Annotated in this window: 13 protein-coding genes; 7 read left to right on the top strand and 6 right to left on the bottom strand. The window is 69.4% G+C overall.

The features are described 5' to 3' along the window. Nucleotides 1-9 precede the first annotated feature (9 nt). Both ABDW59_RS08670 and ABDW59_RS08665 read right to left on the bottom strand, forming a co-directional pair. On the bottom strand, nucleotides 10-1,131 hold the full coding sequence (locus ABDW59_RS08670; RefSeq protein ID WP_343629269.1) for a mechanosensitive ion channel domain-containing protein: 1,122 nt from the start codon (nucleotides 1,129-1,131) through the stop codon (nucleotides 10-12). A gap of 82 nt (nucleotides 1,132-1,213) precedes the next feature. After that, on the bottom strand, nucleotides 1,214-2,086 hold the full coding sequence (locus ABDW59_RS08665) for a hypothetical protein (protein ID WP_343629268.1): 873 nt from the start codon (nucleotides 2,084-2,086) through the stop codon (nucleotides 1,214-1,216). Nucleotides 2,087-2,148: 62 nt separating this feature from the next. Between ABDW59_RS08665 and ABDW59_RS08660 the strand changes: the two genes are divergently transcribed. Continuing rightward, nucleotides 2,149-2,577 carry a hypothetical protein gene (locus ABDW59_RS08660; protein WP_343629267.1) on the top strand — a complete coding sequence of 143 codons (429 nt, stop codon included), beginning with the start codon at nucleotides 2,149-2,151 and terminating at the stop codon, nucleotides 2,575-2,577. Here ABDW59_RS08660 and ABDW59_RS08655 read toward each other — a convergent pair. Continuing rightward, on the bottom strand, nucleotides 2,516-3,154 hold the full coding sequence (locus ABDW59_RS08655; RefSeq protein ID WP_343629266.1) for a hypothetical protein: 639 nt from the start codon (nucleotides 3,152-3,154) through the stop codon (nucleotides 2,516-2,518). The two genes, ABDW59_RS08660 and ABDW59_RS08655, sit on opposite strands and share 62 nt — an antisense overlap. Nucleotides 3,155-3,307: 153 nt before the next feature. Continuing rightward, a complete protein-coding gene (gene rpoN / locus ABDW59_RS08650; RefSeq protein WP_343629265.1) occupies nucleotides 3,308-4,714 on the bottom strand; it encodes an RNA polymerase factor sigma-54 in 1,407 nt (468 codons plus the stop codon). Nucleotides 4,715-5,222: 508 nt separating this feature from the next. Here rpoN and ABDW59_RS08645 point away from each other — a divergent pair. The 3 genes from ABDW59_RS08645 to ABDW59_RS08635 all read left to right on the top strand — a co-directional run bounded on the left by ABDW59_RS08645 (nucleotide 5,223) and on the right by ABDW59_RS08635 (nucleotide 10,070). Next, nucleotides 5,223-6,389, top strand: a complete 1,167-nt coding sequence (locus ABDW59_RS08645; RefSeq protein WP_343629264.1) for an AI-2E family transporter — start codon at nucleotides 5,223-5,225, stop codon at nucleotides 6,387-6,389. An 86-nt stretch (nucleotides 6,390-6,475) separates the two neighbouring features. After that, nucleotides 6,476-8,887: an ATP-binding protein gene (locus ABDW59_RS08640; protein WP_343629263.1), complete on the top strand. Its 2,412-nt coding sequence runs from the start codon at nucleotides 6,476-6,478 to the stop codon at nucleotides 8,885-8,887. A gap of 217 nt (nucleotides 8,888-9,104) precedes the next feature. After that, nucleotides 9,105-10,070 (top strand): bestrophin family ion channel, encoded by a 966-nt coding sequence (locus ABDW59_RS08635; RefSeq protein ID WP_343629262.1) that lies wholly within the window; start codon nucleotides 9,105-9,107, stop codon nucleotides 10,068-10,070. A 129-nt stretch (nucleotides 10,071-10,199) separates the two neighbouring features. Here the strand turns inward: ABDW59_RS08635 and ABDW59_RS08630 are convergent, their stop codons facing one another. Beyond that, a complete protein-coding gene (locus tag ABDW59_RS08630) occupies nucleotides 10,200-10,529 on the bottom strand; it encodes a hypothetical protein (protein WP_343629261.1) in 330 nt (109 codons plus the stop codon). Nucleotides 10,530-10,987: 458 nt separating this feature from the next. Between ABDW59_RS08630 and ABDW59_RS08625 the strand changes: the two genes are divergently transcribed. The 3 genes from ABDW59_RS08625 to ABDW59_RS08615 all read left to right on the top strand — a co-directional run bounded on the left by ABDW59_RS08625 (nucleotide 10,988) and on the right by ABDW59_RS08615 (nucleotide 12,566). Then, nucleotides 10,988-11,410, top strand: coding sequence for an organic hydroperoxide resistance protein (locus ABDW59_RS08625; protein ID WP_343629260.1), 423 nt, complete (start codon nucleotides 10,988-10,990; stop codon nucleotides 11,408-11,410). Further along, entirely contained in the window at nucleotides 11,407-11,532 is a 126-nt protein-coding gene (locus ABDW59_RS08620; RefSeq protein WP_343629259.1) for a hypothetical protein, read from the top strand. Before ABDW59_RS08625 ends, ABDW59_RS08620 begins: the two co-directional genes overlap by 4 nt. A 137-nt stretch (nucleotides 11,533-11,669) precedes the next feature. Next, complete coding sequence (locus ABDW59_RS08615; protein WP_343629258.1) at nucleotides 11,670-12,566, top strand: MBL fold metallo-hydrolase; 897 nt, start codon at nucleotides 11,670-11,672, stop codon at nucleotides 12,564-12,566. 32 nt (nucleotides 12,567-12,598) lie between these two features. Here ABDW59_RS08615 and ABDW59_RS08610 read toward each other — a convergent pair whose 3' ends face one another. Next, nucleotides 12,599-14,806 carry a peptidase domain-containing ABC transporter gene (locus ABDW59_RS08610; protein WP_343629257.1) on the bottom strand — a complete coding sequence of 736 codons (2,208 nt, stop codon included), beginning with the start codon at nucleotides 14,804-14,806 and terminating at the stop codon, nucleotides 12,599-12,601. Nucleotides 14,807-14,816: the final 10 nt, after the last annotated feature.

Below are 14,816 nucleotides of genomic sequence, written 5' to 3'. Positions count from 1 at the left end.
GGCGGGAGACTATGGCGCCGGCGACGGCGGCAGCGAGGGCTTGACCACCGGCGCCGCCGGAGCCGGTGCATCCTCGACCAGCGCCCGCACGCGCGGAAGCGACTGCGGATGCGTCTTCTGCAGCCAGGCGATCAGGCCCTCACGCAGCTCGCAGCGCAGGTCGAAGGCCTTGCCCGAATCCTTCGCGCTGACCAGCACCCGGATCTGCATGGTGCGCTCGGTCGTCTCCACGACCTGCACGCCGCAGACGCGACCGTCCCAGTGCGCCGAGCCCTTGCACATGGTCGTGGCCTTGTCGCGCAGCTCCTGCACGGGCAGCGTGAAGTCCACCCACAGCATCACCGTCCCCAGGATGCTGGAGCTGGTGCGCGTCCAGTTCTGGAAGGGATTCTCGATGAACCACTGCAGCGGGATCACCAGACGGCGCTCGTCCCAGATCTTGAGCACGACGTAGGTGGAAGTGATCTCCTCCACCCGGCCCCATTCGCCCTGGATGATGAGCACGTCGTCGAGCCGGATCGGCTGCGCCATGGCGATCTGCAGACCGGCCAGCAGGTTGCCGAAGACCGACCGCGCCGCCAGACCGAAGACCAGGCCGGCGATGCCCGCCGAGGCCAGCAGGCTCGCGCCGACCTGACGGGCCCGGGGGAAGGTCATGAGGATGAAGGCCAGCGCGGTGAGCATGACCGCGCCCTTGGCGATGCGCGCCAGCACCTTGGTCTGGGTCTGGATGCGGCGAGCGGCGAGGTTGTCCTCGACGTCCGCCGGATGCATCAGCGCCACGCCGTTGGCCACGCCGGTGATGGCCCCCATGCCCACGGCGGCAAGCGCCACCAGCGCGAGCACGCCCAGCAGATGCTGCACGCCGTCGATGCCGGCGACATCGTCGGGCACGCCTTGCGCCGCGATCAGCAGACCGACGATGGGCAAGGCCCAACGCGTCGGCCCCTGGCAGCGCTGCACGACGGCGGTGAGCAGCACCGAGAAGCGGGTGAGCCGCAACGCGATCGGACGCAGGATCGCGTGCAGCAGCAAGGCGCCGGCGACGATGACGGCCGCGCCCAGCAAGAGCTGACCCCAGACCATCAAATCGCCGTCCAGGGCCGCGAACTTGGAATGCCAGTCGTTCATGCCGCCGGGCCGGCAAGCGCCGTTCCGGCGGCTCCCCGATGGGGGACTCACCGGGGGCGCACGCCCCCTCTTGCGGAAGGGATCAGGCGCGGGAGTGGCCGCGCTCCCTGAGCACGCCGTCCTCGGCGTCGGATTCGTTGTCGGAATCCGAGCTCGCCCATTCGGTCGCTTTCATGCCGGGACCTTGGTCGGCGATGGCCGGTCGTGTCCAGGTCGCAGCTCGATGGGCGTTTCTGTCCGCGGGCGCCGCCTCGGCGGTCCGCTGTTCCTGGCCTGAAACGCGGGCGGACGCAAACCGCGCTCGCTTCACCTCGACCGCGGCACGAAACCTGCCGAGCGCATCGAGATAGCCGGTGCCTTGTCCTGGCGCGTTGTACATCAGCACCGGAAGATCACACTGGTCCAGGTGGGCAAGCAGATCAAACAGCTCATCCACCAGCCCCGGCACGCCTTCATTCAGCGCCTTGTCGACGGTCATAAGCGTTCTCCCGACCTCCGCCTCATACAGGTTGAGCGCCATGATCGCAAAGCTAGCCTTTGGGCCGTCCATCTCCCTGGCCAACGCCTCCAGTCGCGCTGCCACGCCCAAACCGATGTCGATGCATCGTGCCGCGCGTTCGCATTGGTCCGGAGCCCGGTGGGTCCGGTCGAACCGGATCGGCGTGTTGGATCCGGCGGGAGAAAGACCCAGCGCGTGGCAGGCCTTGCGATGCCAGTCGTCGACGCTCTCGAGCCGCCGCTGAAGCAAGGCCCGTTGCGTCGCGGGCAGCTTCTCCAACACGCAGAGCGCCGACACATGCGCATCCCGCAGGGCCAGTCGGGCTTCGAGCACGGCGTGCGGATCCCGTGGTGAGGAGGCGGTCGGCACAGAATTTGGCGCCTCGAAGGCGTCATCAAGCGCCTGAAGATGGGCGAAACGCAGGGTGCCATCGCTGGCGAGCTGGGCGAGGGGCATGGAATTCCTTTTGGCCGAACAAGGCCGCTTTAGTGAGCGAAACGGATCCAAGAGCAGAGCGCATGTCGCGGGTCGCCGGATTGCCTGATCTTGAAAGACCGCAGCCATCGGAGAACGCCATGAGCCCACCGAAGATCGACAAGAGACCCGACGCGTCGACGCCCCGCCGTCTACTCGACAAACCTCCCGTGGCGCCCGGCGAAGACCTGGGCAAGACCACACCGACGGGTTCGGACAGCGACGCGCAGCTCCCGCATGAGCGGGATCAGTCGATCGGCGGTGATTCAACGGGTGGCATGGGCACCGGCGCGGCTGGCGAGCAGCAGCGCGAGGTCATGGGACAGGCTCACGAGGATCTGAAGCGCGGCCAGGTCGACACCGATCTGCGAGCGACGCCCGGCCTGGATGCCGAACGGCGCCGTGAGTTCGTCAAGAACGAGGGAAAGGACGCTCCGGATCGTGGTGCGGCCCCGAAGCGCTCGGCAAGCTGAACGGGCTACGCGCTGGCGGGCCCGCGATTTGGGTCCGACTCAGAAAACTCTTCGCCGTCAAGAACTGATCGGTCGACCTCCGCTCCATCTCGGCCTGCGCCGACTCGTACCCCCCCGACTCGTACGGCCTCGACGCCAGGGAAGTCGTTGAGGATGCGCTGCGTGCGACGGCGGCACGGCTGGCGTCCACCAGCGCGCCGAAGCGCCGGAAGTCCTCGCCCAACAGGTGGGTGATGGTGCCGGACACCGGGTATGCCTTGTGTGTCTCGGCATATCGTTCCAGCTGCCGCGACCATCCGCGCCAGATCTTGGAGGCACGCTTCATGTCGTCGCGAAGAGATGAGGCCTGCGCCAGGGGCTTGAGGCGCGAGCACCACATGTCGGCTTCGCCGATCAGCGTCTCGACCGGCTCCAGCAACTTGCCAGGATCGACCTTATCGTGGCCCGAAAGATCGAGCCTGTGCCTCCGCCCAAGATCCGCCACAGGGCGCGGTGCGAGTCGTGCGTCAAATCCGTGATCCGTATCCGGATCCGGGCCGTACAAAAAACCTCCCGTCGACAGGCTCACCGATGGCATCGCAGCTCCTTGAACAATGCGCGCCCGAACATCGGGCGCCGCGAAGGCAGCTTCAGTTCAGGAGGCTCGTGTCGGGTTCCGTTCTCCACATGCGAACAGGGCCCGAAGGCCCTGTCCTGGTCGCCATCTCGACTCGACAATCAGTGCCGCGTCTCAGCTGTGCTGCCGCCTTCTGTCCACCGCATCGATGCGCAGCATCTGCCGGTACTTGGTGACCGTGCGCCGCGCGACCACCAGGCCCTGGCGCGCGAGCTGACGCGTGATCTCCGCGTCGGACAGCGGGGTCTCGGGGCGCTCGGCCTCGATGATGTCCTTGATCAGCCCGCGGATCGCCGTGCCCGAGCACGCGCTGCCGTTGCTGCTCACGATCGCGCGCGAGAAGAAGTACTTCAGCTCATAGACGCCGGTGGGCGTCGCCAGGTACTTGTTGTTGGTCACGCGCGAAACGGTGGACTCGTGGATGCCGCATTCATCGGCGATCTCCTTGAGCCCCAACGGCTTCATCGCCATCGCGCCGAACTCCAGGAAGTGGCGCTGACGCTTCACGATCGCGTTGGCCACGTCCAGGATGGTCGAGAAACGCTGCTCGATGTTGCGCATGGTCCAGCGCGCTTCCTGCAGATGGTTGGCCATCTCGGCATGCCCCTGCTGGCGATGGCGCTGGAACAGCTCCGCATAGACCTGGTTCATCCGCACCTTGGGAATCACCGCGGGATTCAGCTGCACGCGCCATTGGCCGCGGACCTTCGTGGTCAGCACATCCGGCACGATGTAGGCGGCCTGCGTGGTCTCGTAGCGCCAGCCCGGACGCGGATCCAGGCGACGCAGCTTCAGGCACACGGCCTCGGCCTCCGCCACGCTCACATCCAGCAGCTGCGCCAGCGCCGGCACGTCGCGCGATGCCAGCAGATTCAGATGCTGCGTGATGATGCGTTCGGCCAGACTGCGGCTGCGTGGGTCTTCGATCTTGGGCAGCTGCAGCAGCAGGCACTCGGCCACGCTGCGCGCGCCCACGCCCAGCGGATCCAGCGCCTGCACGCGCTTGAGCGCGATCTGCATTTCCTCGAGCGGCACCGGCGGCTGCATCTGCGCGACCGCCGCGAGCTCTTCCAGCGAGCTGCGCAGATAGCCGTCGTCGTCGACCGACTCGGCCACGATGGTGGCCAGCAGCAGGTCGCGCGGCGACAGCCGCAGCACGTTGAGCTGGCTGCGCAGGTGCTCGCGCAGGCAGGTCTGCGCGGCGGTCATCTCCAGCGCGCTGAGCTCGCCGTCATCGGCGCGCCGGATGGAGCCGGAGCTCTCCGCGCGCCAGATCTCGCGATCGTCGGGCAGGGACTCGGGGGCGTCGGACATCACCGGCGCCGGCGCCATCGCGACGTCGGACGAATCCAGCGGCGTCCCCTCCTCCGAGGCTTCGGTCACTTCCAGGAAGGGGTTGCGCCCCAGCATGTCGGTGACCATCGTCGAAAAGTCCAGCGAGGACATCTGCAGCAGCCGCACGGCGTGCTGGAGGCGGGGCGACAGCGTCTGCGACTGCCTGTGCTCATGCCGTAGTTCCATGGCTCCCACTGTGAAACTCCTGATTCGAGGTCGATTGAAACGGCCCGCAACGGGGACAGCACCGGCGCCTGCCGCCTGCCCTGGGTCGCCGGTAGGCCGTGCCGGCGAACCGGCGCGATGACCTGCCAACGCAAGACCCATGCCGACGCCCAGCGCCGGTTTCACATCGCGGACGCCGCGTCATCCGGCGTCCCGGCCGATCGCCGCAAATCCAACAGGCATGGGGCCTGCCGGGGATCCGGTCATTCCGTCGACGAAAGTCATCGGATGCCGCGAGGCCGCTTCGATCTGTCTGCAGCCCCCGGACGGACCGTCCGTCGCGGCAAGCTTTTCGGCACTTTTTGCCAGGAGGCATGGCCCGATCGGGCCGGGCGGATGGCCTCACGCGAGTAACTCCGCGTACCCACTCGCCCGGCAGGGGCTGGCCCGACGCTTGCTTCGTGGGGCTCAATCCCCCCGCTCTTGCCTTCCTTACATCTTGCGCGACGCCGTCCCGCCCCCGTCTTCGATGCGCCGCTGGGCGACGCGCGGCCTGCTGTTGATCGCGCTGATCTTCCTGCTCAAGGAAGCCAGTGCCATCGTGCTGCCGGTGCTGGTCGCGCTGATCCTGACCTTCGTGCTGGCGCCGGCGGTGCGGACCATGCGGCACCACGGCATGCCCGAGGCGGTCAGCGCCGCCATGCTGGTCACCACCGTGGTGGGCTGCGCCGTGCTCGGCGCGGCGCTGCTGGCCGAGCCGGCCGCCCAGTGGTGGGAGCGCGCGCCGCAGGCGCTGTCGCAAGGGCTCAATCGCGTGGACCGCTGGCGGGCGTCGATTCCCGGCTTCGGCCCGCCGACGGAGCGCCGCGCCGCTCGCGCCGCGACACCGCCGCCCGCCGATCCGCTGCGCGAGCGCCTGACCAGCGAGGGCGTCGCGCTGACCGCGCAGCTGGTGGGCGGTGGCGTGAAGCTGATGGTCTCCGCCGCGGCGACGACCATCCTGCTCTACTTCCTGCTGGCCTCCGAGCACTGGGTGCTGTCGCGCTGCATCGAGCTGCTGCCGCATCGGGCGCGATTGCGCTGCGCGGTGCTGAGCGGTCTGCGCGCGGCGCAGCGGGACATCTCGCGCTACATGGTGTCGCTGACCGCGATCAATATGGTGGTCGGCGCGGTGGTGGCCGGCGCGATGTGGCTGCTGGAGCTACCCAACCCGGGCTTGTGGGGCGGGCTGGCGATGCTGCTGAACTTCATCCCCTACCTGGGGCCGCTGATCATGGCGGGGCTGCTGCTGGCGGCCTCGACCGCCTCGTCGCTGGGCGACGGCGGCGTGGGCGCGTTGCTGGCGCCGGTCGCGGCCTACCTCTGCATCCACGGCGTGGAAGCGAACTTCGTGACGCCGCAGGTGGTGGGCAAGCGGCTGTCGATGAATCCGTTGTCGGTGCTGCTGTCGGTGATGTTCTGGGGCTGGTTGTGGGGCGTGACCGGCGCGGTGCTGGCGGTGCCGCTGCTGATCTGCCTGCGCAGCGTCAGCCAGCGCAACCGTCGCATGCGGCCGGTGGCCCTGTATCTGCGCGGCAGCGACCGCCCCTGCCCGCCACTGGCGACCCTGCTGCGGGGAAGCGCCGTCCCGAGCAGCCCGACGAGCGGCGCGCAAAGGCCCCAAGGGAAGGCCCTGGACCTTGAGGAACGTCCTTGAACGTCACCACCACCCATAATCTGCCGCCTCGACGCGACGCGGGAGCCGCCTGGCCCCGCTGGCGCGTCCGTACTTCCGACGCGCCCATGTCCCTGCCGATCCGCTCCCGTCTGCTTCTCCTGGTCCTGGCCGTCATGCTGCCCGGCGTGATCGCCGCGCTGTGGGTCAGCTGGCAGACCTGGGCGGATGAGAAGGACGCCCTGGTGCGCCACATGCGCGACAACACGCGGGCGCTGTCCATGGTGGTGGACAAGGAGCTGGCGCGCCGCGCCGGCATCGCGCGGGTGTTGTCGCTGTCGCAGATCCTGGACAGCGCGCCGCAGATCCCCGCCGATGACCTGGCGATGCTGGAGCTGCAATCGCGCCGCGCGATGCTGGGCCTGTCCGGCTGGGTCGAGCTGAACGCCCCCGACCGCACGCTGTTCAGCACCCGGTTGGCCTCGGGCCGGTCCGCCGAGGGCACCGCCGAAAGGGCAGCCGCTGGCACGAATGCCAGCACCAATGCCAGCCCGAACACGGGCACCGGCGCCACCATCAACGCAGCCGCCTCCGCGGCTGTCGGTCCGAACAGATCCGCGCCCGCGCCCGCGCCCGCGCTCGCGACCCCACCCGGCCTGCTGCCCTCGCCCGCCGGCCCGCCCGTCGCCAAGGAAGGCCTGCCGCTGCTGGAGCAGCCCGTGGTCAGCCCCCTGACGCCCGACCCGGCCACCGGCCAGTTGCGCGCCGCCATCGTCCAGCCCATCGAGCGCGGCGGCCATGTCTGGCTGAACATGTCGGTGACGGTGCTGCCGCAGGAGCTGCAGCAGATCATCGATGCGCAAGGCCTGCCGCCCGAGTGGACCGCGACCATCATGGACAGCCGCGGGACGGTGATCGCGCGGCATCCGGGTGGCACCAGCCACGCCGGCCGACCAGCCACCGAGGATCTGCAGCGGCTGATGCGCACGCATGAGGAGGCGGTCTTCGAGTCCATCAGCTTCGACGGCAAGCCGGTGACGGGCTACTTCAGCAAGTCGCCGCAGGGCTGGACGGTGATCACCGCGGTGCCGCGCCAGACGCTGCTCGGGAGCCGCGGCGCGACGCTGCAGCCGATCGCGGCGGGCGCCTTGCTGCTGGTGCTGACCGGCTTGATCGGCGCGGTCTGGATCAGCCGCCGCATCTCCGAGCCCATCCATGCGCTGCACGCGATCGCGACCAAGCTGCGCTCGGGCGAGCCGGTCCACGCGCCGCCCACAGGCATGGCCGAGTGCGACGAGGTCGCGCTGGCGCTGGAAGACGCGAGCACCGCGATCCGGCAAGGCCGCGCGGAGCTCGAGGAGCGCGTCAACGAAGCCGTCGAGCGCACCCGGGACGCGGAACAGCTCAGTTCGCGCTCGCAGCGCACGGCGGCGCTGGGGCGGCTCACCGGCGGCGTCGCGCATGACTTCAACAACCTGCTGGGCGTGATCAGCAACAGCGCGCACCTGATCCAGCGCAGCCCCGCGGCCGAATCGCTGCAAATGCCGCTGGGCGCGATCATCCGCTCGGTCGAGGTGGGCAGCCGCATGACCCAGCACCTGCTGCGGGTGGCGGGCCGTCAGCCGGTGCATCCGCAGCTGGTGGACCTGCGCTCCACCTTGGGCGAGGCCAAGGAGCTGCTGATGACGGTGCTGGGCAAGCGCATGCAGCTGACGATGACGGTGGCGCCGGAGCTCCCGAACGTCCGCGTGGATCCGTCGGAGCTGGAGCTGTCGCTGATCAACATCGCGTTGAACGCGCGCGACGCAACCAACGGCATGGGCGAGATCACGATCGACGCGCGCCGGGCCGAGTCCTGGGACATCGACGACCTGGCGCCGGGCGAGTACGTCGCCATCAGCTTCACCGACCGCGGCCCGGGGATTGCGGAGGACGTGCTGGCGCGCGTCTTCGAGCCCTTCTTCACGACCAAGGCGGTCGGCAAGGGCACGGGTCTGGGGCTCAGCCAGGTGCTGGGCTTCTGCGTACAGGCGGGCGGCACGGCCAAGATCGCGAGCCAGCCGGGCGCGGGCACGACGGTGACGCTGCTGCTGCCCTCGCAGACCAGCGCACCGGCGCCGCGCGCGTCAACGGGGTCGGAAGGCAGCGGCGTCGCCGCGATGGCGGGCAGTCTGTCGGGGGTGCGGGTGCTGCTGGTGGAGGACAACGAGGATCTGGCGCGCGTCACGGCCAGTCTGCTGCGCAGTTTCTCGTGCCAGGTCTTGAGCGCGCGGGACGCGGACGAGGCGCTGCTGAAGTTCGGTGCCGGCGCGGCGGTGGACGTGGTGCTGTCGGACGTGGTGATGCCGGGCTCGATGGACGGCCAGGCCTTGGCGCGCGAGTTGCGCAAGCGCCGGCCGGGCTTGCCGATCGTGCTGATCAGCGGCTACAGCGCGGCGCTGACGGCGGAGTCCTCGTTCATCGTGTTGCGCAAGCCGGCCTCACCGGCGCAGATCCTGGACGGTCTGCGCCGCGCCATGGGCCTCCCCACCGAAGCCTGACAGCGCCACGGACCCCTTTCCCGCTCCGCGAGAGGGCCTGGGAGAGCCCCTCTCCCGCTTCGCGGGAGAGGGGTTGGGGTGAGGGCCGTCGCACGCCAGAGCCTCCCCTCACGGGCCGGCCGGCCGTTCCGCGACCCGCACGGCGACGGCGGCCAATTGACGCCTGGCGGGGGCGACTCGGCTAAGCTCCCGGGTCCGCGCCCCACAGCCAGCCGCCATGATCGTCCGCGACCGCCCCTCGGGCATCCGCCTCTTCTTCGCGATGCGAGGATCCATCCTCGGCCAGATCAAATGGACGCTGGCCGCCAACGTCGCGCTGGCCGTCTTGGTCACGCTCAGCCATGGGCGTCTGTTCGACTACAAGCTGATGGTGTCGGCGCTGCCCTTCTCGCTGATCGGCCTGCCGCTGGCGATCTTCCTGGGCTTCCGCAACAACGCCTGCTACGACCGCTACTGGGAGGCGCGCAAGCTCTGGGGCGACCTCCTGCTGCGCGGTCGAAACCTCGCCCGCCAGGTGCTGACCTTGATCGACGCGCCCGCCACGGCCGATGGCCGCCCGGCGACGGACAAGCTCCAGATTCCTGTCGACGACGAACGCCGTCGCATGGTGCGCCGCATGGCGGCCTTCGCGCATGCGCTCAAGCATCAGCTGCGCGGCACGACGGACGACGCGGGCGATGTCGCGCGCTGGATCGACGCCGACGAGGCGACCGCTGTGGCCTCCGCCGCCAACCAGCCCAACGCGCTGATGCTGCGCATGGGCCGCGACCTGCAAGCCTGCCGAGCGCAGGGACGCGTGGATTCGATGCTCACGTCCAACATCGACGCGACGCTGTCCGGTCTGACCGCCGCGGCGGCGGCCTGCGAGCGCATCAAGAGCTCGCCGCTGCCCTTCCCCTACACGCTGTTGCTTCACCGCACGGCGCACCTGTACTGTTTCCTCCTGCCCTTCGGGCTGGTGGATTCGATGGGCGCGCTCACGCCGGTGGTCGTGGCCATCGTGGCCTACACCTTCTTCGGTCTGGATGCCGTCGGCGACGAGATCGAGGAGCCCTTCGGCCTGCGCCCCAACGACCTGCCGCTGGACGCGATCTGCCGCACGCTGGAGATCGACATGCTGCAGTCCCTGGGCGACAAGGACGTGCCGCCGCCCCTGCAGCCGGTGGATTGCTGTTTGATGTGAGGTCGGGTCGCAAGCGACTCGCACCTCCGGAACGATGTCGGCCCCGCCAAGCGGGGCCGTTCTTCAAGCGTCGGAGCCGGCGAGTCGGGCCTGGGCACCCGGGCCCGCGTTCCTCGCCGACCGTCGCCCTCACGCCTCGCGGCGTGTCGCCTCCAGCGTGGCGATCGCGGCGACCGTGTCGCCGTGCCGGACCTGCCAGCTGGCCTTGTCGAGCTGACGCACGTCCTGGACGCTGTCGGCGTCGCGGTGGGCCAGCAGCTGCCGGCGCGCGTCGCGGATCAGGTGGATCGCGCTGTCCTGATGGTCGCAGTAGAGCTCGACCTGCACGGCGCGCAACTGCTCATTGACCGCCACGCGGCGCTCCGCCCGGCGCGCCAGTTCATCGGGATCGGTGGACGCCTGGGCCGACGCCGCCGCGAAGGCGGCCACCATGGCGAGGATGGGGGTGGACTTGCTCATCTGGAATCTCCTTCGACTCGGCGGGTCCCGCGACGACGACGCGCGATTCGCGTCGGGGTGGGCGGCGGGGCCAGTCGGGACGATCACGTCAAACAACGGGGTGCCCTGGTGCGTAAAGTGCGCTTCCCGAATTAGCGATTGCTTAATTCGTCTGGCGTCCGGGCGCGAATCGCGCGCTTTCCAGCGCCGCTTTCACGCCGGTAACGCGCGGGTTACGGAAGCGAAACCTTCAGCGCCCGGTCGGCGTGGTTCTCCCCTGAACGCCTGCGCCTTGCCCGCCGGTGGTCCCACCCGCCGGCCCGGACGACCTTCGGCCTGGCTTTGTATGCCACTGTGTCTCTGCCCCGCCCCGACACGCCGCGCTTCAAAACGGCGGTCGGGGTCAAACATCGGCGATACATCGGCGGCATGAAATACAGCCCATGCAGCGATTGGCGCTGCCTCACTGGAGCCAACCCATGTCCTCGAACTCGATCCAAAACCTGTACACCGCGCAGACCCGCACCACCGGCGGCCGTGACGGCCGCGGCCAGTCCGGCGACGGCCAGCTCGACGTGCTGCTGAGCCCGCCCGGCTCCAGCCGTCCGGGCACGAATCCGGAGCAGCTCTTCGCGGTGGGCTGGTCGGCCTGCTTCATGGGCGCGATGGGTCTGGCGGCGCAGGCCACCGGCGTGAAGCTGCCCGCCGACACGCATGTCGACGCCGAGGTCAGCCTGCGGCGCTCGGACGCGGACGGCTACTTCCTGGCCGCGACGCTGAAGATCGCCCTGCCCGGCCTGCCGCGCGACACCGGCCATGCGCTGATCCAGCGCGCTCACGAGACCTGCCCCTACTCCAAGATGAGCCGCGGCAACATCGAGGTGAGCCTGGAGCTGCTGTGACCGTCCGCCGACTGCTGTTCGCGCTGGTTTTCCTGTTCGGCGGCGCCGCGCAGGAACTGCGTCAGCCCCTGCAATGCGACATGGCGGTGTCGCGGGTGGACACGACGCGGCGGCGGCGATAAGGCGGCGATGGAGCGGCGCTCGACGCGCGCATCGTCAAAACCGGGGCCGGCCGGGATCGCGAGCCCCTTGAAGGGCGATACATTGATCGCCCCTCAAGAGCTCCGCCCGGGCGCCTTCCGCGCCGGCGACACCCACCATGAACGCCCCCACCGCTGCCGCCGCCCGCGCGGACATCGCGTCCTTCTTCGACAGGGTCACCGGCACCATCGCCTACGTCGTGGCGGACCTCGCCGCGCGGCAGGCCGCGATCATCGATCCGGTGCTGGACTTCGACATGAAGTCCGGCCGCACCTCGACGACCCAGGCGGAGCGCTTGCTCGCGCATCTGGCGGCGCACGACCTGCAGGTGCAGTGGATCCTGGAAACCCACGCCCATGCGGACCACCTGTCCTCCGCGCACTGGCTGAAGGAGCGTGTCGGCGGGCGCATCGCCATCGGCGAGCACATCACGCAGGTGCAGACCGTCTTCCGCAAGCTTTACAACCTGGAGCGCGGCTTCCTGCCCGACGGGCGGCAGTTCGACCACCTGTTCAAGGACGACGAGGTCTTCAACATCGGCGGACTGGAGATGCGGGCGCTGCGGGTACCCGGTCACACGCCGGCCGACATCGCCTACGTCATCGACGACGCGGTCTTCGTCGGCGACACGCTGTTCATGCCCGACGTCGGCACCGCGCGCTGCGACTTCCCCGGCGGCGACGCGGCCACGCTGTACCGCTCGATCCGGCGCCTGCTGGACATGCCGCCCGAGACGCGCTTGTTCATGTGCCACGACTATCCGCCCGCCGGCCGCGAGGCCGCCTGGGAAACGACCGTGGCCGAGCAGCGCGCCCGCAACATTCACGTCCACGACGGCGTGGACGAGGCGGCCTTCGTTGCCCTGCGCACCCGTCGCGATGCGACGCTCGATGTGCCGGTGCTGATCCTGCCCGCCATCCAGGTCAACATCCGCGCCGGGCAGCTGCCGCCGCCGGAGGACGACGGCGTCAGCTATCTTAAGATTCCGCTGAACGTGATCGGGCGCAAGGCCTGAGAGGTCGCCGTCGCGCCCATGCACGCGGAGGATCATCTCCGCGTGTCGGCCACGATGCGTCCGCGCTCCATCGTGATCACGCGATCCGCCATCGCGAGGGTCTCGGGCCGATGCGCGACAAGAATGCGCGTCGCCCGCAGCCGGGCGACACCCGCGTTGATTGCGCGTTCGTTGGCCAGATCCAGGTGGCTGGACGCCTCGTCCAACACCAGGAGGCGCGGCCGCTTGTAGAGCGCTCTGGCCAGCAGCAGCCGCTGACGTTGTCCGCCCGACAGGCCGCTGCCGATGTCGCCGATCAAGGTCCGATAGCCCATCGGCAGGGCGGTCACCTCGTCATGCAGCGCCGCCGTCCGCGCGCAGTCCAGCACATGCGCCAGGTCCGGCGCGGGATCGAAAAAGCTGATGTTCTCCTCGATGCTGCCGGCGAAGAGCAGATCGTCCTGCATCACCGTGCCCACCAGCTGCCGATAGGCCGCCAATCCCATGTGCCTGACGGGCTTGCCGTCGACGAGCAGCTCCCCGCGTGTGGGCGCGAGCAGCCCCAGCAGCACCTTCACCAGCGTCGTCTTGCCGCAGCCGGACGGGCCGGTGATGGCCACGCACTCGCCCGGCGCGATGTGCAGATCCACGTCGACCAGCACCTCGGGCTCGCCGTCGCCATGGCGGAAAGCGACGCCGCGCAACGTGATCGATGGCGTCTCCGGCGAGGCCGCGGAGGCGTCAGAGCCGGCGGCGCACGCCCCTTCCTCGGTCGGCGTCATGAGGATGTCGGCCAAGCGCTCACCGTGAAGCCTCAACATGCGCAGCTCGAAGAGCTTGTCGACCAACGCGGACATCCGGTCGCTGAACTGGTCCTTGTAGGCCAGGAACGCCAGCAGCATGCCCACCGTCAAGTCGCCGTCCACCACGGCCAGCGCCGCGAGCCAGATCACGACGACCCGCTCGACGCCGAAGATCAGCTGCCGGGCCGCGCCGTAGCCGACGGACCAGCGCGCGACGCGGAGCTCGGCATTGGACTCGTCGGCCAGCAGATTCATCCAGCCGACGCGGCGCATCTCGCCTCGCCCGAACAGCCGTACGGCCTGTGCGCCGCGCACCGACTCCAGGAAGTGCGTCTGCTGCAGCGCGCCGCGGCGAATGGTCTCGGCGGTCGCACTGCGCAGGCCGTGGAAGATCGCCCAGCGCAAGGCCGCGTACAGCGTGACCGCCGCCAGCACGATGATCGTCAGCCGGCCGCTGTACAGCAGCATCACGGCCAGCGTGACCAGCACCAGCAGGCCGTCGACCACGCCCTCGACGAACTGCGTCGTCAGCGTGCGTTGAAGGGTCTCGATGGCGCCGAAACGCGACACGATGTCGCCCAGGTGGCGCTTCTCGAACCAGACCAAGGGCAGCCGCATCAGGTGGCCGAAGGCGCGCCCTTGCCATTGGAAGGCCAGACTGGTCGACAGCACCGTCGTCATCCAGGCGCGCACGGCGCTCAAGGACACCCGGATCACGGCGAGCAGCAGGAAGCCCAGCCCGAGCACCAGGATCAGATCGCGATCGCCGGTCGCCAGCGCGTGGTCGGTCAGCCATTGCAGGTGGAACGGCGCGATCAGCGCCAGCAGCTGAAGCGCGATCCCGATCACCAGCACCTGCGCCAACGAGCGCTTCAGACCGACGATGCGCCCCAGCAACGCGCGCCAGCGCCAAGGTCGGCTGTCGCCCTGGACGTGGCCGCAACCGTCGGCCGTCGGATCGGCCGATGATTCACGGTCCGATTCAAGGTCCGATCCAACGTCGGCCTCGACGCCGTCCTCCGGCGCAAGCTCCAGCGCCACGCCGGTGAACCGGCTCGACACCTCGGACATCGGCACGCGGCATCGGCCGGCCGCCGGATCGACGATGACCACGCCGCGGCGATCCACGCGCTCGAGCACGACGAAGTGGTTCATGTCCCAATGCAGGACGCAGGGCAGCGTCAGCTGGTCCAGCTCGTCGAGTTCCAGCCGCAAGGGCCGAGCGCGCAGGCGCAGCGCGGCAGCCATCTCGATCAGGCCGGCGAGCGTGGCGCCGTGCACCGAGATCGAGAAGCGCCGCCGCATCGCCGGCAGGTCGATGCGGCGGCCCCAGTAGCCCGCGATCATCGCGACGCAAACCGCGCCGCATTCGGCGACCTCGTCCTGTCGAAGTTCAGGAACGCGGCGTCGGGGCCGGAAGGACAGGCAGAGCGCGCGGGATTCAGTCGGTCGATGCATCTCCGGGAGT

The sequence above is a fragment of the Roseateles sp. genome, assembly GCF_039595295.1.
Classification (GTDB): Bacteria; Pseudomonadota; Gammaproteobacteria; order Burkholderiales; family Burkholderiaceae_C; genus Roseateles.
The sequence above is the reverse complement of the archived record's forward strand: the minus strand, read 5'-3'. Positions and strand labels throughout refer to the sequence as shown.

What these genes read in the sequence shown, in the direction of transcription:
- ABDW59_RS08670 (WP_343629269.1), bottom strand. Translation starts at nt 1,131, where the DNA reads ATGAACGACTGGCATTCCAAGTTCGCGGCCCTGGACGGCGATTTGATG.
- ABDW59_RS08665 (WP_343629268.1), bottom strand. Translation starts at nt 2,086, where the DNA reads ATGCCCCTCGCCCAGCTCGCCAGCGATGGCACCCTGCGTTTCGCCCAT.
- ABDW59_RS08660 (WP_343629267.1), top strand. Translation starts at nt 2,149, where the DNA reads ATGTCGCGGGTCGCCGGATTGCCTGATCTTGAAAGACCGCAGCCATCG.
- ABDW59_RS08655 (WP_343629266.1), bottom strand. Translation starts at nt 3,154, where the DNA reads ATGCCATCGGTGAGCCTGTCGACGGGAGGTTTTTTGTACGGCCCGGAT.
- rpoN (WP_343629265.1), bottom strand. Translation starts at nt 4,714, where the DNA reads ATGGAACTACGGCATGAGCACAGGCAGTCGCAGACGCTGTCGCCCCGC.
- ABDW59_RS08645 (WP_343629264.1), top strand. Translation starts at nt 5,223, where the DNA reads ATGCGCCGCTGGGCGACGCGCGGCCTGCTGTTGATCGCGCTGATCTTC.
- ABDW59_RS08640 (WP_343629263.1), top strand. Translation starts at nt 6,476, where the DNA reads ATGTCCCTGCCGATCCGCTCCCGTCTGCTTCTCCTGGTCCTGGCCGTC.
- ABDW59_RS08635 (WP_343629262.1), top strand. Translation starts at nt 9,105, where the DNA reads ATGATCGTCCGCGACCGCCCCTCGGGCATCCGCCTCTTCTTCGCGATG.
- ABDW59_RS08630 (WP_343629261.1), bottom strand. Translation starts at nt 10,529, where the DNA reads ATGAGCAAGTCCACCCCCATCCTCGCCATGGTGGCCGCCTTCGCGGCG.
- ABDW59_RS08625 (WP_343629260.1), top strand. Translation starts at nt 10,988, where the DNA reads ATGTCCTCGAACTCGATCCAAAACCTGTACACCGCGCAGACCCGCACC.
- ABDW59_RS08615 (WP_343629258.1), top strand. Translation starts at nt 11,670, where the DNA reads ATGAACGCCCCCACCGCTGCCGCCGCCCGCGCGGACATCGCGTCCTTC.
- ABDW59_RS08610 (WP_343629257.1), bottom strand. Translation starts at nt 14,806, where the DNA reads ATGCATCGACCGACTGAATCCCGCGCGCTCTGCCTGTCCTTCCGGCCC.